This is a genomic window from Acidovorax sp. GW101-3H11, assembly GCF_001633105.1.
In the GTDB taxonomy this organism is placed as follows: Bacteria; Pseudomonadota; Gammaproteobacteria; order Burkholderiales; family Burkholderiaceae_C; genus Acidovorax.
In genome coordinates, this window is record NZ_LUKZ01000002.1 from 126327 (window position 1) to 148353 (window position 22027).

General features: G+C 66.9%; 27 protein-coding genes. 16 read left to right on the forward strand and 11 right to left on the reverse strand.

Annotated features, from left to right (window positions below; genetic code table 11):
• Positions 1-116: 116 nt before the first annotated feature.
• Entirely contained in the window at positions 117-1178 is a 1062-nt protein-coding gene (locus tag A1D30_RS02735) for an ornithine cyclodeaminase (RefSeq protein WP_063459278.1), read from the forward strand.
• Between the two features lie 20 nt (positions 1179-1198).
• Here the strand turns inward: A1D30_RS02735 and A1D30_RS02740 are convergent, their stop codons facing one another.
• From A1D30_RS02740 to A1D30_RS02750, 3 genes are read right to left on the reverse strand one after another with little or no spacing between them, the layout of a single operon-like run.
• Positions 1199-1903, reverse strand: coding sequence for a nitroreductase (locus tag A1D30_RS02740; protein WP_063459279.1), 705 nt, complete (start codon positions 1901-1903; stop codon positions 1199-1201).
• Between the two features lie 17 nt (positions 1904-1920).
• Positions 1921-2328 carry a polyhydroxyalkanoic acid system family protein gene (locus tag A1D30_RS02745; RefSeq protein WP_063459280.1) on the reverse strand — a complete coding sequence of 136 codons (408 nt, stop codon included), beginning with the start codon at positions 2326-2328 and terminating at the stop codon, positions 1921-1923.
• 11 nt (positions 2329-2339) lie between these two features.
• On the reverse strand, positions 2340-3497 hold the full coding sequence (locus tag A1D30_RS02750) for an aminopeptidase (RefSeq protein ID WP_063459281.1): 1158 nt from the start codon (positions 3495-3497) through the stop codon (positions 2340-2342).
• An 82-nt stretch (positions 3498-3579) separates the two neighbouring features.
• Between A1D30_RS02750 and A1D30_RS02755 the strand changes: the two genes are divergently transcribed.
• Both A1D30_RS02755 and A1D30_RS02760 read left to right on the forward strand, forming a co-directional pair.
• Positions 3580-4248 (forward strand): DNA-3-methyladenine glycosylase I, encoded by a 669-nt coding sequence (locus A1D30_RS02755; RefSeq protein ID WP_082836279.1) that lies wholly within the window; start codon positions 3580-3582, stop codon positions 4246-4248.
• Between the two features lie 205 nt (positions 4249-4453).
• Positions 4454-4660, forward strand: a complete 207-nt coding sequence (locus A1D30_RS02760) for a hypothetical protein (protein WP_131798405.1) — start codon at positions 4454-4456, stop codon at positions 4658-4660.
• A gap of 38 nt (positions 4661-4698) precedes the next feature.
• Here the strand turns inward: A1D30_RS02760 and A1D30_RS02765 are convergent, their stop codons facing one another.
• Genes A1D30_RS02765 through phnF form a run of 5 tightly spaced genes read right to left on the reverse strand, consistent with a single transcriptional unit; the run spans position 4699 to position 8465 of the window.
• Positions 4699-5898: an MFS transporter gene (locus A1D30_RS02765; protein WP_063459284.1), complete on the reverse strand. Its 1200-nt coding sequence runs from the start codon at positions 5896-5898 to the stop codon at positions 4699-4701.
• 39 nt (positions 5899-5937) lie between these two features.
• Positions 5938-6360 carry an arsenate reductase (glutaredoxin) gene (gene arsC / locus A1D30_RS02770; protein ID WP_063459285.1) on the reverse strand — a complete coding sequence of 141 codons (423 nt, stop codon included), beginning with the start codon at positions 6358-6360 and terminating at the stop codon, positions 5938-5940.
• Positions 6357-6971, reverse strand: coding sequence for a phosphonate metabolism protein/1,5-bisphosphokinase (PRPP-forming) PhnN (gene phnN / locus A1D30_RS02775; protein ID WP_063459286.1), 615 nt, complete (start codon positions 6969-6971; stop codon positions 6357-6359). Before phnN ends, arsC begins: the two co-directional genes overlap by 4 nt.
• Positions 6968-7696 carry a DUF1045 domain-containing protein gene (locus tag A1D30_RS02780; RefSeq protein ID WP_063459287.1) on the reverse strand — a complete coding sequence of 243 codons (729 nt, stop codon included), beginning with the start codon at positions 7694-7696 and terminating at the stop codon, positions 6968-6970. The genes phnN and A1D30_RS02780 overlap by 4 nt, the downstream gene beginning before the upstream one ends.
• Positions 7683-8465 carry a phosphonate metabolism transcriptional regulator PhnF gene (gene phnF, locus A1D30_RS02785; protein WP_063459288.1) on the reverse strand — a complete coding sequence of 261 codons (783 nt, stop codon included), beginning with the start codon at positions 8463-8465 and terminating at the stop codon, positions 7683-7685. The genes A1D30_RS02780 and phnF overlap by 14 nt, the downstream gene beginning before the upstream one ends.
• A 75-nt stretch (positions 8466-8540) precedes the next feature.
• Between phnF and phnG the strand changes: the two genes are divergently transcribed.
• From phnG to A1D30_RS02845, 12 genes are all read left to right on the forward strand, one after another.
• Positions 8541-9053 carry a phosphonate C-P lyase system protein PhnG gene (gene phnG, locus A1D30_RS02790; protein ID WP_063459289.1) on the forward strand — a complete coding sequence of 171 codons (513 nt, stop codon included), beginning with the start codon at positions 8541-8543 and terminating at the stop codon, positions 9051-9053.
• The gene (gene phnH, locus A1D30_RS02795) at positions 9050-9691 is read left to right on the forward strand and encodes a phosphonate C-P lyase system protein PhnH (RefSeq protein ID WP_063459290.1); all 642 of its coding nucleotides are present in this window, start codon (positions 9050-9052) and stop codon (positions 9689-9691) included. Before phnG ends, phnH begins: the two co-directional genes overlap by 4 nt.
• A 2-nt stretch (positions 9692-9693) precedes the next feature.
• The gene (locus tag A1D30_RS02800) at positions 9694-10797 is read left to right on the forward strand and encodes a carbon-phosphorus lyase complex subunit PhnI (protein WP_063459291.1); all 1104 of its coding nucleotides are present in this window, start codon (positions 9694-9696) and stop codon (positions 10795-10797) included.
• The gene (locus A1D30_RS02805) at positions 10794-11714 is read left to right on the forward strand and encodes an alpha-D-ribose 1-methylphosphonate 5-phosphate C-P-lyase PhnJ (RefSeq protein ID WP_063459292.1); all 921 of its coding nucleotides are present in this window, start codon (positions 10794-10796) and stop codon (positions 11712-11714) included. Before A1D30_RS02800 ends, A1D30_RS02805 begins: the two co-directional genes overlap by 4 nt.
• Positions 11711-12172: a GNAT family N-acetyltransferase gene (locus A1D30_RS02810; RefSeq protein WP_063459293.1), complete on the forward strand. Its 462-nt coding sequence runs from the start codon at positions 11711-11713 to the stop codon at positions 12170-12172. Before A1D30_RS02805 ends, A1D30_RS02810 begins: the two co-directional genes overlap by 4 nt.
• Entirely contained in the window at positions 12169-12957 is a 789-nt protein-coding gene (gene phnK, locus A1D30_RS02815) for a phosphonate C-P lyase system protein PhnK (protein ID WP_063459294.1), read from the forward strand. Before A1D30_RS02810 ends, phnK begins: the two co-directional genes overlap by 4 nt.
• On the forward strand, positions 12954-13688 hold the full coding sequence (gene phnL / locus A1D30_RS02820; RefSeq protein ID WP_063459295.1) for a phosphonate C-P lyase system protein PhnL: 735 nt from the start codon (positions 12954-12956) through the stop codon (positions 13686-13688). Before phnK ends, phnL begins: the two co-directional genes overlap by 4 nt.
• Positions 13685-14839: an alpha-D-ribose 1-methylphosphonate 5-triphosphate diphosphatase gene (locus A1D30_RS02825; RefSeq protein WP_063459296.1), complete on the forward strand. Its 1155-nt coding sequence runs from the start codon at positions 13685-13687 to the stop codon at positions 14837-14839. Before phnL ends, A1D30_RS02825 begins: the two co-directional genes overlap by 4 nt.
• Positions 14840-15049: 210 nt before the next feature.
• Complete coding sequence (phnC, locus tag A1D30_RS02830) at positions 15050-15910, forward strand: phosphonate ABC transporter ATP-binding protein (protein ID WP_063459297.1); 861 nt, start codon at positions 15050-15052, stop codon at positions 15908-15910.
• A gap of 45 nt (positions 15911-15955) precedes the next feature.
• The gene (phnD, locus tag A1D30_RS02835; RefSeq protein ID WP_063459298.1) at positions 15956-16903 is read left to right on the forward strand and encodes a phosphonate ABC transporter substrate-binding protein; all 948 of its coding nucleotides are present in this window, start codon (positions 15956-15958) and stop codon (positions 16901-16903) included.
• A gap of 34 nt (positions 16904-16937) precedes the next feature.
• On the forward strand, positions 16938-17744 hold the full coding sequence (gene phnE, locus A1D30_RS02840; RefSeq protein ID WP_063459299.1) for a phosphonate ABC transporter, permease protein PhnE: 807 nt from the start codon (positions 16938-16940) through the stop codon (positions 17742-17744).
• A gap of 12 nt (positions 17745-17756) precedes the next feature.
• A complete protein-coding gene (locus A1D30_RS02845; protein WP_063459300.1) occupies positions 17757-18341 on the forward strand; it encodes a phosphonate degradation HD-domain oxygenase in 585 nt (194 codons plus the stop codon).
• Between the two features lie 36 nt (positions 18342-18377).
• On the opposite strand, the gene A1D30_RS02850 is transcribed toward A1D30_RS02845, so the two are convergent.
• Complete coding sequence (locus A1D30_RS02850; RefSeq protein ID WP_056647474.1) at positions 18378-18839, reverse strand: Lrp/AsnC family transcriptional regulator; 462 nt, start codon at positions 18837-18839, stop codon at positions 18378-18380.
• Positions 18840-18936: 97 nt separating this feature from the next.
• Between A1D30_RS02850 and A1D30_RS02855 the strand changes: the two genes are divergently transcribed.
• Complete coding sequence (locus tag A1D30_RS02855) at positions 18937-19875, forward strand: EamA family transporter (RefSeq protein WP_063459301.1); 939 nt, start codon at positions 18937-18939, stop codon at positions 19873-19875.
• A gap of 89 nt (positions 19876-19964) precedes the next feature.
• Here A1D30_RS02855 and A1D30_RS02860 read toward each other — a convergent pair whose 3' ends face one another.
• Positions 19965-20363 carry a RidA family protein gene (locus tag A1D30_RS02860; protein WP_063459302.1) on the reverse strand — a complete coding sequence of 133 codons (399 nt, stop codon included), beginning with the start codon at positions 20361-20363 and terminating at the stop codon, positions 19965-19967.
• 2 nt (positions 20364-20365) lie between these two features.
• Entirely contained in the window at positions 20366-22027 is a 1662-nt protein-coding gene (locus tag A1D30_RS02865) for an AMP-binding protein (RefSeq protein ID WP_063459303.1), read from the reverse strand.

A 22027-nucleotide genomic window follows, 5' to 3' on the forward strand; every position in this document is an offset into this window, starting at 1 on the left:
GGCTGACATACCGGCAAACGGCCTTGCAATAAGTAGCATTTTGAGCGATTCCTATTGTTTTTGCGCTTCGGGACACTGCCTGGAGACACATTCATTCGCATCCGGAGACAAACACCATGGCTGCCCCTCAGCACTTTTCCACCCTGTACCTCAGTGCCCCCGATGTCATCGCGCTGGTGCAGCGCAAGGGCATCGAGCCCTGCCTGCGCGGCATCGCCGACTACATCCATGCCGACTTTCTGCGCTGGGGGGCCTTCGACAAATCAGCGCGCGTGGCCAGCCACTCGCGCGACGGCGTGATCGAACTCATGCCCATTGCCGACGGTGAGACCTATGCGTTCAAGTACGTCAACGGCCATCCCAAGAACACACGCTGGGGTTTGCCCACCGTGATGGCGTTTGGCGTGCTGGCCGATGTGGCCACGGGCGCGCCGCTGCTGCTGAGCGAGCTCACGCTCACCACCGCGCTGCGCACCGCCGCCATGTCGGCCGTGGCCGCCCGCGCCCTGGCGCGGCCTGGCAGCCGCACCATGGCGCTGATCGGCAACGGCGCCCAAAGCGAGTTCCAGGCGCTGGCGTTCCACCACCTGTTGGGCATCGACACGCTGCGACTGTTCGACACCGACCCGGCCGCCACCGCCAAGCTGCAGGCCAACTTGAAAGGCACGGGCCCGCGCACCGTGGCCTGCACTAGCACGGCCGAGGCCGTGCGCGGCGCCGACGTCGTGACCACGGTGACGGCCGACAAGACCAACGCCACCATCCTCACCCCCGATATGCTCGCGCCCGGCATGCACATCAACGCCGTGGGCGGCGACTGCCCCGGCAAGACAGAGCTGCATGCCGACGTGCTGCGCCAAGCGCAGGTGTTTGTGGAGTACGCCCCGCAGACGCGCATCGAAGGCGACATCCAGCAACTGCCTGCCGACTTTGCTGTGACCGAGCTGTGGGAGGTGCTGGCAGGTCAGCACGGCGGACGCGCCAGCGATGCCGCAGTGACAGTGTTCGACTCCGTGGGCTTTGCGCTGGAGGATTTTTCTGCGCTGCGGTTCTTGCGCGATGCAGCGGCCGAGCTGGGCATGGGCCAGCCCATCGAGCTCATCCCTCAGCTGTCAGACCCCAAGAACCTGTTTGGGCTGCTGCACACCCGCAGCCCCTTGCTGCGCGTCGTGGCCTGACGCCTGATCAATCACCGTTTTCAGTCCCGCCACACCACGCTGCTGGCCGGATCGGCGCGCGTGGTGCGGAAATGGTTGGCTGCGTGCGCGGGGTCTGCCCTGCCAAACGAGATGCCACACACGATGCTGCGGTCCTCGCCAATGCCCAGCACATCGCGCAGCACGCCCGGGTAGGAGGCGAGTGCGGCCTGTGCAATGGAGCCCACGCCCAGGCTGTGCGCCGCCAGCATGAAGTTGCTCACGTACGCGCCGCAGTCCACCGCGCCATACACGCCCAGCGCCTCGTCGCTGGTGACGACGGCCACATGCGGTGCGCCAAACATGGTGAAGTTCTGCGCTGCCTGGCGGGCCGAGGCTTCGCGGTCGCCCTTGGCAATGCCCAGGGCTTCGTACAGGCCCCAGCCGCATTCGCGCCGCCGCTCCTGGTACACGCCCCGGTATTCGCGGGGCCAGGGCAGGTCGGGCTGGGGCGCAGCGGCGAGCATGAGGGACTGTAGGGCACTGCGCAGGCGCTCCAGCGTGGCACCGCTGGCAATGGTGAGCTGCCAGGGCTGCGCGTTGCACCACGAGGCCGTGCGCTGCGCGGTGGTCAGGATGGCTTCGATGGTGCTGCGTGGCAACGGCTCGGGCAGAAACGCGCGGCAGCTGTAGCGCGTATGAAGCAGCGTGGAGAGGGTGTCAAACGCCGGGCTGTGGGCGCTGGCCGCGTTCGCGGGGGATGTCATGGCGGTGGCCCGGGCTGCTAGGCCTTCTTGGCCTTGGCGGTGGGCTTGGCCGCAGCCTTGGGGGCTGGCTTGCCAGCATTCGAGTCTGCCGCCGGTGTCTTCTTGTCGGCGGCGGGCTTCTTGGCGCCGGGGTGGGGCGCATTGAGCAGCGCGTCCAGCTGTTCGCCAATCTCTGCCTCGATGCGGTCCTTGAAGGCGCCCAGCAAAAAGCCCAGCTGGGCTTTCATCTCGAACTGGTGGGCATCCACCAGCAGCGTGCCTTTGACGCCGGTACGCGTGAAGGTGAGCAGGTCTTCTTTCTCGCCCTCTTCGTAGGTGCATTCCATGTCGAACTTCTCTTCGGCTTTTTCGGCCCAGGAGAAGGCCACTTTGCGGGCCTCCTTGAAGCCCAGGTGGTGGTCGCGGTGGATGTGGATGTCTGGCATGGGGTGTCTCCTTATGAGGGCGTTGTCTGGGGTGGCCGCAGTGCGCGCAAGGCCTCGTGGCGTTGTGGCTGGGGCTGCTGCGTCAGTTGTCGTACGGCATCATAAAACCGGGGCCAGTCGCGGCCCTCGCGTTCAAACAAGGCCTCGAATGCGGGCACCAGTTCGTCGTAGGCGGCCTGGGCCGCAAAGCTGGCGTTGTTGGCCTGGGCCACCCAGCGGTCGTAGCCCGCCACCTGGGCGGTGGTGGCCTGGGGCGCGGCGCCGCCCTGTGGTTGCAGCCAGCGCTCGCGCAGCGCAGCGTAGTCCGCTCTGAAATGCTGCATTGCTTCACTTTTGATAGCTACTAAGGCTTGCTCATCGCGCGCAGAGGCCTCTTTTTGTTCATAAATGGCAGCCAGGTGGGCGCGTGTGGCGCGTGTCAGGGCGCGAAAGGCGCCGCGCCGTGCCTCGCTCGTAGCATACGCCTCGCGCGCGGCGGGGGTGGACTGCGTAGCCAGCCACTGCGCTACACCGATGCGCTCCACTGCCGTGGCAAAGGACTCGTTGAACAAGGTGTCGTTCTTGGCGTACACCACCTGATGCGCCAGCTCGTGGAACAGCAGGCGCACAAAGTCGCCCTCGGGCCAGGCGATGAAGGTGGACAGCAGCGGGTCGCCGCCCGCCCAGTTCATATAGCCCAGTGTGGAATACGCGGGCACGCCGTACACCTCCACTTCCAGGCCCTGTGTGGTCAGCTCGGCCGCCTCGGCCTGCGCAGCGGCTTCGGTGAAATAGCCCCGGTAGCCAATGCAGCCCGTGACCGGAAAGCACCAGGTGTGCAGCGTCAGCGAATAGGGCGGCGCGGCGACCACGTTCCACACGGCGGCGGGGCGCTTCAGGTCGGCATAGCGGCGGTAGCTGGCGTTGTCGGGCAGGCCGAGTTCTGCCACTGCAAAGGCCCGCGCACGTTGCGCCAGCTGCAGCCGCTCGCGCAGGGCGGGCGAGATGTCTTTGCGCGCCACCCAGTCGTCAATGGGTTCTGCGGCATGCAGGATCTGCATGTGCCCGCGCAGCGACTGCCAGTAGTAGCCCAGCGCGTTGGAGGGGCCGGTGGTGCTGGCGCAGCCGCCCAGCACCAGGCAAAACATCAGGCTGACAGTGGCTCGCAGGCGGGTAAGTGGCTCACGCATGCAGTGCAGTTTATGGGCAGATTGGGCCCTTGGTGCTCGCCCTGTCAGCAGCCTGGCTGTGGTGCTTTCTAGAATGCCGCGCATGACCCCTCCGACTGCTCAAGATCCTGCTCGCCCACCCGCACTGGCCGACGGCCTGTTTGCTGACGAAGCCGGTTGCCCGCGTTGCACCTGGTGCCAGGCCACGCCGCTGTACCGCCACTACCACGACACCGAGTGGGGCTTTCCGGTGGCGGATGACCGCAGGCTGTTCGAGAAGATCTGCCTGGAGGGTTTCCAGTCCGGCCTGAGCTGGCTCACCATCCTGAACAAGCGCGAGGGTTTTCGCGCAGCGTTTGCGAACTTCGACGCCGAGCAGGTCGCCGCCTTCGGCCCGGCTGACGTCGAGCGCCTGGTGCAGGACGCGGCCATCGTGCGCCACCGGGGCAAGATCGAGTCCACCATCAACAACGCGTGCCGTGTGCTGGAGCTCAAGCGCGAGTTCGGCTCGCTGGCGCACTACGCCTGGCGCTACGAGCCTGCGGCTGCCGACCGGCCCGAGCGCATCACGCGCGAAGTGGCGCGCACCCTGTCCACTTCGCCCGCGTCGATTGCCATGTCCAAGGACCTGAAAAAGCGCGGCTGGAGTTTTGTGGGCCCCACCACGGTGTACGCCTTCATGCAGGCGATGGGGCTGGTCAATGACCACCTGGAGGGGTGCCATTCGCGCGTTCTCGCTCTGAAAGCCCGGGCAAAGTTTGTGGCTCCCTGAAGGGGCAGGGCACTGTTGATCTAGCATGGCAGGCCAACCATCCCCCGCCAGCATGAAGCACCTTTGCCCCCACTGCCAGAAACCCGGCGTAAGCAACGCAGCGCTGCGCTGGTCCACGCGAGAAAGCCCTGCGCAATGCGGTGGATGCGCAGGGCTTTCGCATGTGTTGGCCAGTACGTCCAGCGGCATTGGCGTGTTCACGTGGATGACGTTGCTCGTTGGCCTGGTACTGGGTGTGAGCCTTTCGTCTTGGTTGATCGTGGCGGCGGGGCTGCTGCTAGCGGTTTTCGGCAATATATGGATGTGGCGCCGGTGCGAGTTGTTTCCGATTGACAGAAAGACTGCAAAAACGGCCCATCGCGTCGGCTGGGTGGCCACGATTTTTGCTGTGGCGACGGCATTTTTCGGTTGACCCCGTCGCCGGTTGGAACGGGTTCTTGCCACCTCTGCCTATGGCCGCGCTACCGGCCGCAGCACCCACAGTGCCGCCAGCGCCGTGAGCCCCAGCACTGTGGTGGCCCACAAGGCCGCAGCGCCCATGCGATCGAGCAGCATGCCAAACAGCACCGGCGCAAATGCCTGCGCCACACGGGCGGGCACCATCATCAGGCCCTGGCGCGCGCCATAGCCCGCAGGGCCAAACAGCACCAGCGGCAGCGTGCCCTTGGCAATGGTCAGGATGCCGTTGTCCGCGCCATGCAGCAGGGTGAACACCGCCGCCGCAGGCCCGCCCAGCACCATCAGCAGGCCCGCGCCCACGGGGTGTGCGGCGGCAGCCAGCTGGGCCGACAGCAGCGGGTGCAGGCGGCGCAGCAGGCCAAACTCCAGCAGGCGCGCTGCCACCTGTGCCGGGCCCACCAGCGCGGCCAGGGCCACTGCCGCCTGCAGCGACGTACCGCTGGCCTGCAGCAGGCGCGGCAGGTGGGCCGCCATGGCGGTACTGGTGAACCAGGTGACCGCAAACACAAACGACAGCAGCACGGTGGTGCGCAGCGGGTGGGCTGGAGTGGGCGGGGCGGATAAGGCCGGTTCCGCTGTGGGCGTCGCGGTGGCGTCCGTTGATGGTTCAGGGGCCTTTTCAGCAGCGCCAGCGCGCGGCAGCCAGCCGTTGAGCGGCACGCCCACCAGCAGGTGCAATGCGGCCCAGCCCGCGCACGCTCCGCGCCAACCCCACTGCGTCTCCATCCAGGCCGACAGCGGCCAGCCCACGGTGCTGGCAAACCCCGCGATCAGCGTGATGCCGGTGATGGCGCTGCGCGCGCCCTGGCCGTACAGGCGCACCAGCGTGGCAAACGCAGCCTCGTACAGGCCAGAACCCATGGCCACACCCATCAACACCCAGGCGGCAAACAGACCCACGGGGCCTTGCGCCAGCGCCATGCCCGCCAAGCTGGCGGCAAACAGTAGGTTGGAGCCCACCAGCACCGGGCGGCCGCCGTGGCGGTCGATGGCGCGGCCCGCGAAAGGGCCGAGCAGCGCCGACACGATGAGCGCCACCGAAAACGCTGCGAACACGGTGGGTGTGGTCACACCCAGGTCGCGCGCCATGGGCGCGGCCAGCATGGCAGGCAGGTAGCAGGACGAGGCCCAGGCCAGCGTCTGGGCCGTGCCCAGGCGCGCCACGGTCCAGCGTTGTGACGCGGCGCTCATGCCGCGCGGTGGGCCATGGCGGGGGCGCGCGAGGTTGCCTTAGACACGCTGGCCCTGCGCGTTGATGACGACTTCGCCATCCTCCTTGGTGAAGGCGCCCTGCAGGGGGGCGGGCAGGATGTCGAGCACCTTCTCGGACGGGCGGCACAGCCGCGTGCCCAGGGGCGTGACCACGATGGGACGGTTGATGAGGATGGGGTGCTGCAGCATCGCGTCGATGAGCTGTGCGTCGGTGACGCCCGGCGCGTCCAGCTGCAGCTCGGTGAAGATCGCCTCCTTGGTGCGCACGGCGTTGATCACCGGCTCGCCCGTGGCGGCAATCAGCGCCACCAGCGTGGCACGGTCGGGCGGGGCTTTCAGGTATTTGATGACCTCGGGCTCCAAGCCGCTGTTGCGGATCATGGCGAGGGTGTTGCGGGACGTGCCGCACTTTGGGTTGTGATAGATCGTGATGGTGGTCATGGCGTGCTGGAAAGTACGGAAACAATGGGCGAAAGTTTGCCACTGCGCTGGGGCCAACCCGGTAAATTTTCCAAAGCATTCAGCAGCCGCAGGCCCGCATTGCCCAGCGCGCCGTCGTTGTGCACCTCCAGGCTGGCGGCACCCGGGGGCGGCGTGTAGGCCAGCGCGCGTTGTACCCGGGCTTCCACTTCATCGCGCGTCTCGCGGCCCCGTGCCAGCAGCCGCGCGCGCAGCACCTGCGGGCTGGCGGTGATGTGTACAGCCACTAGGTTCGGGAACCGTGCCAGGGCCTCGGGTAGGTAGGCGCGCGATCCATTGAGCAGCACCCAGTGGCCCTGCGCCAGCGGCGCCAGTTGCGCATGCCGCACGCCGTAGCCCAGGCCATTGGCCTGCCAGTGCAGGGCAAAGGCGTGTTCGCTGCACAGCGCTGCAAACGCTTGGGGGGAAACGCTTTCATGCGCTTCGCCGCCGGATGTCGCGGCACGGCTGATGGTGCGCTGCGCCCAGTGCACGGGGCAGGGCTGGGGCAGGTGCGCGCGCAGCCAGTCCAGCAGGCTGTCTTTACCCGCACCCGAGGGGCCTATGCAGTAGACCAGCCGACCGGTGGTCATGCGCCCATCTCCAGGTGGTCCAGCAGCACAAAGTCCGCGCCGGGCGTGGGCTCTGCGAACAAGGCGAGGCTGTTGAACTTCAGGATGGGCAGGTCCGAGAAGAACTCCTGCGCGGCCTCGAACACCAGCGACTGCGTGGGTGCGTCCACCTGCGCCAGGCTGCCAGTGAGCGACATGTGAAAGCGGAACTCATCCAGCACAAACGGGTAGCCCCATTGCTGCAGCAGCGCGTCCTGCCGGGCGGTGAGCCCGGCCGCACGGCGACGGGCGAGGTCGGCGTCGGACAAGGGTGCGGCCAAGGGCTGCAGCGCCGTCACGCAGGTGGCGGCGGTCTCCTGGATCTGCGCATTGGCGGGGTGCAGCGCCGGGGGCACCAGCGCCAGAAAGTCGTCGATGCGTTGCACCTGCAGGGGCGGAAGCACAAAGGGTTGCAGCCCGCGCGCCACGGACTGCACGGCCTGGTGCAGCGCGATCCAGTCGGTGCCGGGCGCCAGTGCAAACGGCGCCTTGAGCGTGGCGTGCCAGCCGTAGCGGCGGGGCGCCGCCGTCAGGCGGTGCAGGTCGTCCGCCGCCACGCCGTCGATGGCGAGCTGCTGCAGCGGCTGCAGCAGCGCGGCGCAGCGCCCCAGCCAGTGGCTGCCGGCCAGCCAGCCCAGGCTGCCCGGGTTGGGTGCGAAATAGACCGCATAGCGGTGGTGGGTGGGTGGCATGTCAGGCGTGTTCATCGTGGTCAATGGTCAGTTTCACGCGGTCGCCCGCAAACCAGGCGCGCGCCCATTCGATGGGCGTGCCTGCCAGGTCCACGTTCAGGCTCTCTACCTGCAGCACGGGGCGTGAGGTGGGCTGGCGCAACTGGGCGGCCACTTCGGCGCTCGGCAGCTCGGCGGTGATGCGGCTTTCGCGGCGCGTGTAGTCGGCCACGCCGTGGACGGTGAAGCCTGCGGTGATGGAGCCCGTTTCGCGCACCACGGCCGCCAGGTTTTCAAATCGGGGCAGGGGAAAGTAGCGCTCGCTGATGTGCAGGGGCTGGCCTTCGGCGTCGCCCCGCACGCGCAGCGCCAGCAGCGGGCTGCGCGCGGGCACTTGCAGCGCCTTCGCCAGCGCCGCCGTGGCGCGCGTGGTCTGGGCCTGCAGCACCACCAGGCTGCCGCGCAGACCGGCCTGTGCCAGGCCCTGCTGGTGGCGCGTGCGCTTCCCTAGCACCAGGTCCACCGCAAAGTCTTCCACATAGGTGCCGCTGCCCTGCGTGATGCGCACCAGCCCCTGGCTGCACAGGCTGGCGAGCGAACGGCGGATGGTGTGGCGGTTCACGCCGAACTGCTCGGCCAGCGCGTGTTCCGAGGGCAGTCGCTGGCCGGGCGGATAGACGCCGCTGCCGATGGCCTCGGCCAGCTCGGCGGCTATGCGCGTCCAGAAGCTGTCGCGCGCAGGGCGCAGTGGTGGTGCTTGCGGGACCTGTAGCGGGGTCGTGAGAGAGGTGGTGCTGGCTGTCATGAAACCTACATGCGCGCTCTTTAAGCTGGCGCCAGTTGTTCAATTTGTCTATACAACTTTCAGGGTACCACTTCCATGTTTCAAGCCTTTGACAACCCGGGACCGGGCCGCCCCCTGGGCCGCGCGCAGTGGATGGCGCTGCTGGCCCGGGCGCCGCTGGGGCTGCTCGAATCTGCCTTGCACGCGCATGCCACGCGCCCCGCGCGCTGGCTGCGTGCGCCAGAGACCGGCCTGATGATGGTGCAGGGCCGCGCCGGTGGCACGGGCGAGCGCTTCAACCTGGGCGAGGTCACCGTCACCCGCTGCGCGCTGCGCGTGGCCGACGCATCGGACGCCGCCGAGGCCACTGTGGGTGTGGCCTACGTGCTGGGCCGGTCGCACCGCCAGGTGCAGCTGGCGGCCTTGGCCGATGCGCTCCTGCAAGACCCTGTTCAGCAACCGGTGCTGGACGCACAACTGCTCGAACCCGTCCGCAACCACCTGCGCAACACCCAGGCCGAGCGTCAGGCGCGTGCTGCCAGCACCAAGGTGGACTTCTTTACCGTGGCGCGCGAGAGCGGTGCCTACAACGACGAGGACACCGAATGAGCACGACCCCCTTGGCATCGCTGGGTGCCGGATTCTCGAACGAAGCCTTTGGCAGCCAGGCGGTGTTCCGCGCCGTGCTGCAGGCGCTATCGCACCCCGGCCGCACGGTGGCGGTAGAACACGACGCGCAAGCTCCTGCCGTGGGGCACGCCGCCTCGGCGGCCGTGCTGCTGGCGCTGCTCGACAGCGACTGCACCTTGTGGCTCTCGCCCAAGCTGGCAGCCAGTGATGCCGGTGCCTGGCTGCGCTTTCACACAGGGTGCACCTTGGTGACCGATCCGGTGCAGGCCCGCTTTGTGTGGGTCGCGCAGGGCGACGAATGGCCAGCGCTCGGCAGCCTGGCCTTGGGCACCGACGTCTACCCGGACCAATCGGCCACCTGCGTGGTCGATGTACCGCGCGCCACCGCCACCACGGCGGACGCCATCAATGCGTGGCAATTGCGCGGGCCGGGAATTCAGGAGATGGCGGCCTTGCAGGTGGACGGCTTGTCCGACGACTTCGAGACCCAGTGGTCTGCCAACCACGCAGCGTTTCCGCGCGGTGTGGACTTGTTGCTGGGCACCCCAGACCACATCGTGGGCCTGCCACGCACCACGCTGGCGACGCGCAGCGCCGCAGCCCTTCAGGAGGCCTGAGCATGTACGTAGCCGTCAAAGGCGGAGAAGCCGCCATTCTCAACAGCTACCAGTTGCTGGCTCGCCAGCGCCGGGGCGATGCCGCACAGCCTGAACTCTCTGTGGCGCAGATCCGCCAGCAGCTCAAGCTGGCGGTGGACCGCGTCATGACCGAGGGATCGGTGTACGACTCCGAGCTTGCGGCCCTGGCCATCAAGCAGGCAGCAGGCGACCTGGTGGAAGCCATCTTTTTGCTGCGCACCTACCGCTCCACGCTGCCGCGCCTGGGCACCACCTGCGCGCTGGACACCAGCCGCATGGCGCTGGACCGGCGCATCTCCGCCACCTTCAAGGACCTGCCGGGCGGCCAGGTGTTGGGCCCCACCTACGACTACACGCAGCGCCTGCTCGACTTCAAGCTGCTGGCCGAAGGCCCGGTGGCGCCGCCTGCCGCTGCGGCAGCGGCGGTGCCACCCGGCCCCACGCCGCGCGTAGTGGACCTGCTCAACCAGGAAGGCTTGATCGAAACTCGCCCCGTGCCCCCGGGCGACCCGGCGCCCACAGACCTGACCCGCGAGCCACTGCGCTTCCCCGCCAACCGCGCCACACGCCTGCAAAATCTGGCGCGCGGCGATGAGGGCTTCCTGCTCGCCATGGCGTATTCCACGCAGCGCGGCTATTCGCACTCGCACCCGTTTGTGGGCGAGGTGCGCTTGGGCACGGTGGCGGTGGAGATCGAACCCGAAGAGCTGGGCTTTGCCATCGACATTGGCGACATCGAGATCACCGAATGCGAAATGGTGAACCAGTTTGCAGGCAGCAAGAGCCAGCCCCCGCAGTTCACGCGCGGCTATGGCCTGGCGTTTGGCCACAGCGAGCGCAAGGCGATGGCCATGAGCCTTGTGGACCGCGCCCTGCGTGCGGATGAGCTGGGTGAGCCGGTGGAGTCGCCCGCGCAGATGCAGGAATTTGTGCTGAGCCACAGCGACAGCCTCGAAGCCTCGGGCTTTGTGCAGCACTTGAAGCTGCCGCACTACGTGGACTTTCAGTCCGAACTGGAGCTGGTGCGCAAGATGCGCGCCGCTGCCGCCCAACCCTCAACCCCTATCGACGAGGACGCCGCATGAACGCGCCCATGGAGCCCGCCGTGATGGGCCTGCCCGCCGACGCCGCGCCGGTGGACGGCCACTTCAACTTTGCCTACCTGGACGAGCGCACCAAGCGCATGATCCGCCGCGCCATCCTCAAGGCCGTGGCCATCCCCGGCTACCAGGTGCCGTTTGGCTCGCGCGAAATGCCCCTGCCCTACGGCTGGGGCACAGGCGGCATCCAGGTCACCGCGTCCATCATCGGCCCGCAGGACTGCCTCAAGGTCATTGACCAGGGATCGGACGACACGGTCAACGCGGTCAACATCCGCCGCTTCTTTGAGCGCACTACCGCTGTGGCGACCACCACCCGCACGCGCGAGGCCACGCTGATCCAGACGCGCCACCGCATCCCTGAGACGCCGCTGGCCGAAGGCCAGGTCATCGTGTACCAGGTGCCGGTGCCCGAGCCCATGCAGCGCCTGGAACCGCGCGAGACCGAAACACGCACCCTGCACGGCCTGGCCGAGTACGGGCTCATGCACGTCAAGCTCTACGAAGACATAGCGCGCTATGGCCACATCGCCACCACGTATGACTACCCCGTGCTGGTCAATGGCCGGTACGTGATGGCGCCGTCGCCCATCCCCAAGTTCGACAACCCCAAGATGCACATGAACCCCGCGCTGCAGCTGTTTGGCGCGGGCCGCGAAAAGCGCATCTACGCCGTGCCGCCCTACACGCCGGTGGAGAGCCTGGGCTTTGAGGACCATCCGTTCGAGGTGCAGCGCTGGGACGCCGAGTGCGCGCTGTGCGGCGCCACCGACAGCTTTCTGGACGAGGTCATTACCGACGACCAGGGCGGGCGTATGCATGTGTGCTCCGACTCGGACTACTGCCAGGAGCGCCAGGCGCAGCAGGCTGAGACTGCGCAGGTGGAAGGCGGCGCCGCATGAGTACCGCGCACATCCGCGAAGCCCGGCAGGCCGACCTGGAGAGCGTGCTGGCGTTGTATGCCGCCATTGAAGACAGCCCTGCCGACGTGCTGACCCTGGAAGAAGCCCAGGCCGTGTGGGCCCAGTTCGCCAGCTACCCCAGCTACCGCCTGTGGGTGGCCTGTGACCCTGCGCAGCACGGCGCGGTGGTGGGCACCTATGCACTGCTCATCATGCACAACCTGGCACACCAGGGCGCGCCCTCGGCCATCGTCGAAGACGTGGTGGTGGCGCAGGACCAGCAGGGCCGTGGCATTGGCCGCCAGATGATGGCCCACGCCATGCAGCAGGCACGCGACGCGGGCTGCTACAAGCTCGCGCTCTCGTCCAACGCCCTCCGCCAGGGCGCGCATGCCTTCTATGAATCCCTGGGCTTTGCACAGCATGGCCTGAGCTTTGTTGTCGAGACCCTCACATGAACCACCCCGATCCTTCTGCGCCGCTGCTGAGCGTGCGCAACGTCAGCAAGCGCTATGGCGACCGCGTGGCGCTGCAGGGCGCGTCCTTTGACCTGTGGCCCGGCGAGGTGCTGGCCGTGGTGGGTGAGTCGGGCTCGGGCAAGTCCACGCTGCTCAACGCCATTGCGGCGCGCAGCGCGCCGGACGAGGGCACGGTGCAGTTCCGCCAGCGCAGCGGCGAGCTGCAGGACATCTACGCCATGACCGAAGCGCAGCAGCGCCTTTTGGCCCGGACCGACTGGGGCTTTGTGCACCAGAACGCGGCGGATGGCTTGCGCATGGATGTGTCTGCCGGTGCCAACGTGGGCGAGCGCCTGATGGGCCTGGGCGAGCGTCACTACGGCCGCCTGCGCGCCACCGCCACGGAATGGCTGCAGCGCGTGGAGATTGACGCTGCACGCATTGACGACGCTCCGCGCACGTTTTCGGGCGGCATGCGCCAGCGCCTGCAGATTGCGCGCAATCTCGTCACCCAGCCACGCCTGGTGTTCATGGACGAACCCACCTCGGGCCTCGATGTGTCGGTACAGGCGCGCCTCCTGGACCTGCTGCGCCAGCTCACGCGGCAGATGCAGCTGGCAGCCATTGTGGTCACGCACGACCTCGCCGTGGCGCGCCTGCTGGCGCACCGCATGGTGGTGATGCAGCGCGGCCGCGTGGTGGAGGCTGGCCTGACCGACCAGGTGCTCGACGACCCGCAACACCCCTACACCCAGCTCCTCGTTTCTTCGGTACTGCAGCCATGAACCAGTCTCCTTCCATTGCGCCCATTCTCCAGATGCAAGGGGTGGCCAAGCGCTTCACCCTGCACCACCAGAACGGCATCGAACTGCCCGTGCTCGCCCAGGTGGACCTGGCCGTGCAGCCCGGTGAATGTGTGGTGCTTGACGGCCCCTCTGGCATGGGCAAGAGCACGCTGCTGAAAATGATCTACGCCAACTACCGCGCCAATGCGGGTCGCATCACCGTGCGCTCGGCCGATGGCACCGTGGTGGATGTGACGCAGGCCACGCCGCGCGCACTGGTGCAGCTACGGCGCGACACCGTGGGCTATGTGAGCCAGTTCCTGCGGGTCATCCCGCGTGTGTCAGCGCTGGATGTGGTGGCCGAGCCACTGGCCGAAGACGCGGGTGACGATCCTGCGGGCATCGAGGCCGCCCGCGAGGCAGCCCGCCAGTGGCTGAACCGCCTGCGCATTCCTGAGCGGCTGTGGCACCTTCCGCCCGCCACGTTCTCTGGGGGCGAGCAGCAGCGCATCAACATCGCCCGCAACATGATCAAGCCCAAGCCCCTGCTGCTGCTGGACGAGCCCACCGCATCGCTCGACGCGGCCAACACAGAGACCGTGATCGCCATGATCCGCGAAGCCGTGGCGCGCGGCGCGGCCCTGGTGGGCATTTTTCACGACGCGCAGGTGGGCGCCGCCGTGGCCACGCGCCGCGTGAATGTAGGCGACTTCCGGGGGGTATCGGCATGACCGCGACCGTGTTCAAGAACGCCCGCATGGTGCTGCCGGGTGAAGTGGTCCAGGGCAGCCTGCAGGTGGAGGGCGGGCGCATCGCGTCGCTGGACAGCGGGGCCACCTCAGCTTTGCAAGGCATCGATCTGAGGGGCGACTACCTGCTGCCCGGGCTGGTCGAAATCCACACCGACAACTTTGAGCGCCACCTGATGCCGCGCCCCAAGGTGCAATGGGCCGAGATGCCTGCGCTGCTGGCGCACGACGCCGAGATTGCGGCCGCAGGCATCACCACCGTGCTGGACGCGCTGGGCGTGGGCGAGGCCGATGTCGACAGCCTGCGCGGCAGCGCCTGGAACCGTGTGCTCGACACCATCGACACCTGCACCGAGCGCAACCTGCTGCGCGCCGACCACCACCTGCATGTGCGCTGTGAGCTGCCCGCGCCCAACACCATTGACCTGTTCGAGCCCTTCCACGGCCACCAGCGCCTGTCGCTGATCTCGCTGATGGACCACACCCCGGGCCAGCGCCAGTGGGAGAACATCGAGCAGGCGCGTACTTACTACACCGGCAAGAAGGGCTGGAGCGCCGAGAAGTTCGAGCGCCAGGTGGCGCACGCCGCCACGCTGCAGGCGCAGTACGCCGAGCCGCACCGCGCGTATTTTGTGGATTACTGCCGCACGCACGGCATCTCGCTGGCCAGCCACGACGACACCACGGTGGCGCATGTGGAGCAGGCCCATGCGGAAGGGGCCGCGATGTCGGAGTTCCCGACCACACTGGCCGCAGCCCAGGCCGCGCACGAGCGGGGGCTGCTCACCGTGATGGGCGGGCCCAACGTGGTGCGCGGTGGCTCGCACTCGGGCAATGTGGCTGCGGCTGATCTGGCGCGCAGGGGCTTGCTGGACATCCTCTCGTCCGACTACGTGCCCGGCAGCCTGCTGAGCGCGGTCATGCGACTGGTGCAGGACGACATCCTGCCCCTGCCGCAGGCTGTGGCTACCGTCACCCGCAACCCGGCCAAGGCGGCGGGCATGGTGGACCGGGGCGCGCTGGCGCCCGGCCTGCGCGCCGACCTGGTGCAGGTGCACATGGCGGAGCTGCCCGATGGTGGCCGCCAGGCCGTGGTGCGTGGCGTGTGGCGCGAAGGGCAGCGGGTGCTCTAGGGCCACCTCTGACATCCAAACTTCTCCCAACTGTCAAAGCACTGTCACGCCCAGCAACCACACTCCGGTTGTCTAGACGACTTATTCCGTTTCCAAATCATCCGTGTCGTTGTTGCTTCGCCTTGCCGTGCTACAGCACTGTCTGCGGCTTCGCGCCTAGACACGAATGATTTGGAAACGGAATGAACCCACCCCCCCAAGGAGGCTGCCATGACTGCCGCACTGCACATCCACCAACTGAACAAGCATTTCGCCAACGGCAAACACGCCCTGCGCGACATCAACCTCACCGTGCAGCGTGGCGAGATGGTGGCGCTGATTGGTGCCTCGGGTTCGGGCAAGTCCACCCTGCTGCGCCACGTGGCGGGCCTGGTGGTGGCCGATGCGTCCAGCGATTCACTGATCGAGGTGGATGGCCGCTGCGTGCAGCAGGGCGGGCGCATCCACAGTGACATCCGCAAGGTGCGTTCGCAGGTGGGCTTTGTGTTCCAGCAGTTCAACCTGGTGGATCGCTTGCCGGTGTTGATGAACGTGCTGGTGGGCCTTCTGCACCGCACGCCCTGGTGGCGCGGCTGGTTGCGCATGTTCAAGCCACAGGAGCGCGCGCTGGCGCTGGAAGCGCTGCACCGCGTGGGCATTGCCGAGTGCCATGCACAGCGTGCGTCCACCCTGTCCGGCGGGCAGCAGCAGCGCGCGGCCATTGCCCGCACGCTGGTGCAGGGCGCCAAGGTGGTGCTGGCCGACGAGCCCATCGCCTCGCTGGACCCGGAGTCCTCGCGCAAGGTCATGGACATCCTGGCACGCATCAACCGCGAGGACCGCTGCACGGTCATCGTCTCGCTGCACCAGGTGGATGTGGCCATCAAATACTGCCCCCGCGTGGTGGCCTTGCACCATGGGCAGGTGGTGTACGACGGCCCCTCGTCCGCACTCACGCCCGCATTGCTGCGCGGCCTGTACGGCGTGCAGGCCGATGAAATCCTGTCGGATGCATCCAGCGCCCACCCTGCACCGGCGCATGCACCCATGCCTGCGCCGCAATGGTCTCCCGCCATGGTGCAGGCCGCCTGAGCGGTGATTCGGTTCTCTTCATTTCCTTTATCTGGAGCTTTCAACATGTTCAAGAAACTGTGTGCTGCCCTGACACTCGGGCTGGGATTGACCACGGGCGCGTTGGCCCAGGACATCAACTTCGGCATGATCTCGACGGAGGCCTCGCAGAACCTCAAGGCCGACTGGCAACCGCTGCTGGACGACATGGCCAAGCAGACCGGTCTGAAGATCAATGCCTTCTTTGCATCCGACTACGCAGGCCTCATCGAAGCCATGCGCTTCAACAAGATGCAGGTGGCCTGGCTGGGCAACAAGTCGGCCATGGAAGCGGTGGACCGCGCCAACGGCGAAGTCTTCGCGCAGATGGTGAACGCCGACGGCACCCAGGGCTACTACTCGCACCTGATCGTGCACAAGGACAGCCCCCTCAACACGCTGGACGACGTGCTCAAGAACGGCAAGTCGCTCAACTTCGGCAACGGCGATCCCAACTCCACCTCGGGCTTTCTGGTGCCTGGCTACTACGCTTTTGCACAGAACAAGATCGACGCCAAGACCCATTTCAAGGTTGTGCGCAGCGCCAACCATGAAACCAATGCGCTGGCTGTGGCCAACAAGCAGGTAGATGTGGCCACGAACAACAGCGAAAACCTCGAAAAGTTCAAAGAGCGCCAGCCTGAGAAGTTCAAGGACATCAAGATCGTCTGGACTTCGCCATTGATCGCTCTGGACCCGCTGGTGATGCGCAAGGATCTGCCCGAGCCGCTGAAGGCCAAGATCAAGGATTTTTTCTACAACTACGCCAAGACCGATGCGCGCGAAAAAGAGATCGTGATGAAGATCTCCAAGCTCTCGGGCTTCAAGCCCTCGACCAATGCGCAGCTCACGCCCATCCGCCAGCTAGACCTGTTCGGCAAGCGCAACAAGATCGAGGCCGACGCGACGCTGGCTGATTCTGACAAGAAGACCCGCCTGGCCGAGATCGACCAGCAACTGGCGTCGCTGAAGTAAGCCGTTGGTTCGTTGTTGCAGCCCAGGTGTCCGCATGTCCTCTGCTCTGAATCCCTCGCTGGCCCAGCTGGCCAGCTCTACCGCGCCCAAGCGCAGCCTGGGCTGGTACCTGTCGTGGGGCATCCTGCTGGTGCTGTTGGCGGCGTCGTGGAAGGGCGCCGATATGCGCCCGCTCGACCTGTGGAACGACTCGGGCAACATGGTCAGCTATGCGGCGGAGTTCTTTCCACCCAATTTTGCGCAGTGGCAGATCTATGTGCAGGAGATGCTGGTCACGCTGCAGATCGCGCTTTGGGGCACGGCACTCGCCGTGATCACCGCCGTGCCGCTGGCGCTGCTGGCCTCGTCCAACATCGTGCCCTGGTGGGTGTACCAGCCGGTGCGACGTGTGCTCGACGCGTTCCGCGCCATCAACGAAATGGTGTTTGCCATGCTGTTTGTGGTGGCCGTGGGCCTGGGGCCCTTTGCGGGTGTCCTCGCCCTGTGGATCCACACCTCGGGTACCTTGGCCAAGCTGTTCTCTGAGGCCGTGGAGGCGATTGACCCGCAGCCCGTGGAAGGCATCCGCTCCACCGGGGCCAGTGCGCTGCATGAAATCATCTACGGCGTGATCCCGCAGGTGATGCCGCTGTGGATCTCGTACACCCTGTACCGCTTTGAAGCCAATGTGCGCTCGGCGTCGGTGGTGGGCATGGTGGGCGCGGGGGGCATCGGTGTGGTGCTGTGGGAAATTATTCGCGGCTTCCAGTACGCCGAGACCTGCGCGGTGATGCTCATCATCGTGGTCACGGTCAGCGTGATTGACTTGGTGTCAGCGCGTATCCGCAAGGCCTTGGTCTGATAAGGAAAGACGATGGCATTGAGCCTTGAAGACATCACCCAACTGCTCGCTACCCGGGGTGTGAACCAATACGGCCGCGAGGCAGTGAGCCAGCTGGAGCACGCACTGCAGTGCGCGCAGTGGGCCGAAAAGTCGGGCGAAACCCCTGCCACCGTGGTGGCCGCCCTGCTGCACGACCTGGGCCACCTGCTGGCGCCGGGGGGTGACACGGCCGAGCAGGATGACCTGCACCAGTACATGGCCATTCCGTTCCTGCGCGGCCTGCTGTCCGACGCGGTGCTGGAGCCCATCCGCCTGCACGTGGACGCCAAGCGTTACCTGTGCACCATGGAGCCGGGGTACTGGGAGACGCTGTCGCCCGCGTCGCAGCACAGCCTGGTGCTGCAGGGCGGGCCCTTCACACCCAAAGAGGCGATGCAGTTTGCGGCCCAGCCCTTTGCGCAGGAGGCCATCCGCCTGCGCCGCTACGACGACCATGCCAAGGTGCCGGGGCTGGTCACGCAGCCGCTGGGTTACTACATGGCGCTGGTGCAGCGCCTGGTGCAGGCCCCGGCAGTCGTTGCCGTTGCGGCGGACCTTGCCCCTGTGGCCGCGTAAACAGCGGCGCGGTGGGGCCGGGACAGGCGCCCCGCGTCAACCGCCCTTGTCGCCATTCACCCAGCCCAGGTCCAGCGGGCGGTCCTCGAACTCGGTGTTCAGCACCACGGTGCTGGTGGTGCGGGCCACGCCCGCGATGGCCTTGATTTCATAGATCACGTCTTCCAGCGCACGCGCGTGTGTGGTGCGGATCTTGGCAAGAAAGTCGTATTCGCCCGCCACGCTGTGCAGCTCTTCGACCTGGGGCATGGCGCGCAGGCGGGGCGCCACATCGCGGCAGTGGATGCCGCCATCATTGCGGATCGCCACGAACGCGGTGAAGTTCAGGCCCACGCGCTCCGGGTCCACGCTGATCGAAAACCGGCGGATCACACCCTTGTCCAGCAGCTTCTTCACGCGCTCGTGCACAGCGGCGGTGGACAGCCCCACTTCAGCCCCTACGTCGGCGTACGAACGTCGGCCATCCGCCCCCAGTGCCGAAATAATTCTGGCGTCCATGTCATCCGTCTGAATATTTGCTTGCATAGCCGCTCGATTTTGGTAAAAATTCCGAAAACCTCGCGGTTTCCATAAATTATTCGGTCAGGTGAAGAATATGCTGGCAATTTTCAATGCGCAAGCCCAATCACAGCGCAGCTGGGCGGTGGCCCTGGCGCTGCTGCTGGTCTACATCGTCTGGGGCACCACCTATTTTGCGATTGGCATTGCGGTGCAGACCATGCCGCCCCTGCTCATGAATGCCATCCGGTTCCTGTGCGCGGGCGGCGTGATGCTGCTGATTGCGCTGTGGCAAGGCCATGCTCTGCCCACGGCGCGGCAGTGGCGCAACTCGGCGGTGGTGGGGGGCTGCATGGTGTTTCTGGCCATGAACCTGATGGGCTTTGCGCAGAAGCTGGGCATTGGCTCGGGCTTGATGGCCACGGTGGTCACCACCATGCCCATGTGGCTGGCGCTGTGGTCGCGCTGGGGCGGCGAACGGGTTTCGGTCACCAGCTGGATCGGCCTGGCCCTGGGCGTGGTGGGCGCGCTGCTGCTGGCGCTGGAGGGCGATTTTTCAGCCACCTGGCTCGGTGCGCTGCTGGCCTTTGGTGCGCCGCTGTGCTGGAGTGTGGGCTCGTATGCATCGCGCAAGCTCTCTTTGCCCGCACCTGCCATGGCCTCCGCTGCGCAGTGGTTTGCCGGGGGTGCCATGGGGCTGGTGGTGGCGCTGTGGTTCGAGCCGCTGTCGGCCCTGGGCCAAGTCAGCGCCAAGTCGTGGGCGGCGTGGGTCTATCTGCTGGTGTTTGGCACCTTGGTGGCGCTCAATGCCTACCTGTGGTTGCTGCAGAACACGTCGGCGGCGCTGGCGGGGAGTTACTCGTTTGTGAACCCGGCCGTGGCCTTGCTGGTGGGGGTGGCGCTGGGTGGGGAGTTGCTCACCGGCTGGGTGTTTGCCGCGCTGCCGTTGATTGGGGCGGCGCTGGCGTTCATTCTGTATGGGCAAGCGCTGCAGCAGTGGCTCGTCCGTGCACAGTACCGGTGGCGCAGCGCGTAGTACAGGCATGGCCTGGGCGAGTGCCACCGTGGAACTGGCTTTGCCAGGCCACGGGTGGCGTCCCCCCTTGGGGGATGACGCGAAGCGGCTCAGGGGGGAATCATTGCTGTGGCTTCAATCTCGATCTTCGCGCGCTCTTCCATGAGCCCGGCCACCTGCACGCACGCCATCGCCGGGAAGTTCTTGCCCAGCACCTCGCGATAGACCGCGCCCAGCTCCTTCAGGCGGCTGTTGTACTCGTTGCGGTCGGTCACGTACCAGGTCAGCCGCACCAAGTGTTCGGGGCCTGCGCCACCGGCTTCGAGCACCGCGCGCACGTTCAGCAGCGTCTGCTTGGTCTGCGCGATGAAGTCGTCGCTCTCAAACTGCTGCTGCGCATTCCAGCCGATCTGGCCGCCGGTAAAGACCATGGTGCCGCGTGCGGCCACGCCGTTGGCGTAGCCCTTGGGGGTGACCCAGCCTTCGGGCTGCAAAAGGGTGTTTTTCATCGTCATGTCGTTGTTTTTGTGGGGGAGTGCGATGGCGAGGCGCCAGCACCCTGGCGCAGCTTGAAGCGTTGCAGCTTGCCGGTTTCGGTGCGCGGCAGCGCCGCCACAAACTCCACCACGCGCGGGTATTTGAACGGGGCGATGGTGGCTTTCACATGGTCCTGCAGCGTCTTGACCATGGCCGCATCGCCCGTGTGGCCGGGCTTCAAGACGCAGATGGCCTTGACCACCATGCCACGCTCCTCGTCGGGCACGCCGATCACGCCGCACTCGGCCACAGCCGGGTGGCGCAGCAGTGCGTCTTCCACCTCGGGGCCGCCCACGTTGTAGCCAGCGGTGATGATCATGTCGTCGTCGCGCGCCTGGTAGAAGAAGTAGCCGTCGGCGTCTTGCGTGAACGCGTCGCCCGGGTAGTTCCAGCCATCCTTCACATACTTGGCCTGGCGCGGGTCGTCCAGGTACTTGCAGCCCGTGGGGCCGATCACCGCGAGTTTGCCCACGGTGCCGCGCGGCACCTCATGGCCGTCATCGTCCACCACCTTGGCGGTGTAGCCCGGCACCACCTTGCCCACCGCACCGGCGCGGCTTTCACCCCCCGCGGAGGAGATGAAGATGTGGAACATCTCGGTGGCGCCGATGCCGTCCGTCATGTCCAGGCCGGTCGCCTCCCTCCACAGCTGGCGTGTGGCGTCCGGAAGGCCTTCGCCCGCGCTCACGCTGGTGCGCAGTTGGGGCAGGCCGATCTGCCTGGCGAACGGTGCCATCTGGCGGTAGAAGGTGGGGGCGGTGTAGCAGATGGTCACGCCCGCTTCGCGCATCAGCCGCACCATGGTTTCCGGCGTGTAGGGCTGGTCCGGAAAGTACACGCTGGCCCCGGCCCACATCGGGAACACGAGCAAGCCGCCCAGGCCAAAGGTGAACGCCAGCGGTGGCGAGCCCGCCACGATGTCATCGGGCGTGGCCTTGAGTACATGGCGCGGCCAGGCCTCGCAGCCTGCGAGCACGTCGCGGTGCGTGTGCACGGCTGCCTTGGGCGCGCCCGTGGTGCCCGAAGTGAACGCCATCAGCGCGATGTCGTCCGCCGACGTGGGGCAGGGGGGCGTGGTGCCGGGCTTGCCCTGTGCGCGCTGCAGCAGGTCGGCCGCATCGGGCGCGGTGTGGAACGGCACGATGGTGGTCAGCACCGGGTGCTGTGTCTGTGCCGCCTGCAACTCCGCCAGCAGGCGGCCGTCGCACAGTGCCAGCGTGGGCTGGGCGCGGTCGATGATGCTGCCCAGCTCCACCGCGCGCAGCAGCGGCATGGTGGCCACCGCCACCAGCCCCGCGTAGACGGTGCCCAGCCAGGCCAGCGCCATCTCCACCGTGTTGCCGCCGCGCAGCAGCACGCGGTTGCCGGGCACGAGGCCGTGGTCCTGCGTCAGCACCTCGGCAATGCGCGCGGCCTCGGTGCGGGCGTCGCGGTAGGTATAGGTGCGGTGCGGGCCGCGCAGCAAGGGGCGGTCGCTATGGCCCGCACGTTCGGCCTGATCGAAAAGGGCCTGTACCAGGTTGGCCTGGTCTGCGATCTGCAGCTCGGGCAGGTCGTAGCGCAGCGTGGGCCAGGCCTCGGGCGGCGGCAGGCGGTCGTGCACAAAGTGGTCGGGCTGTGCGGACGGGGCTTTCAT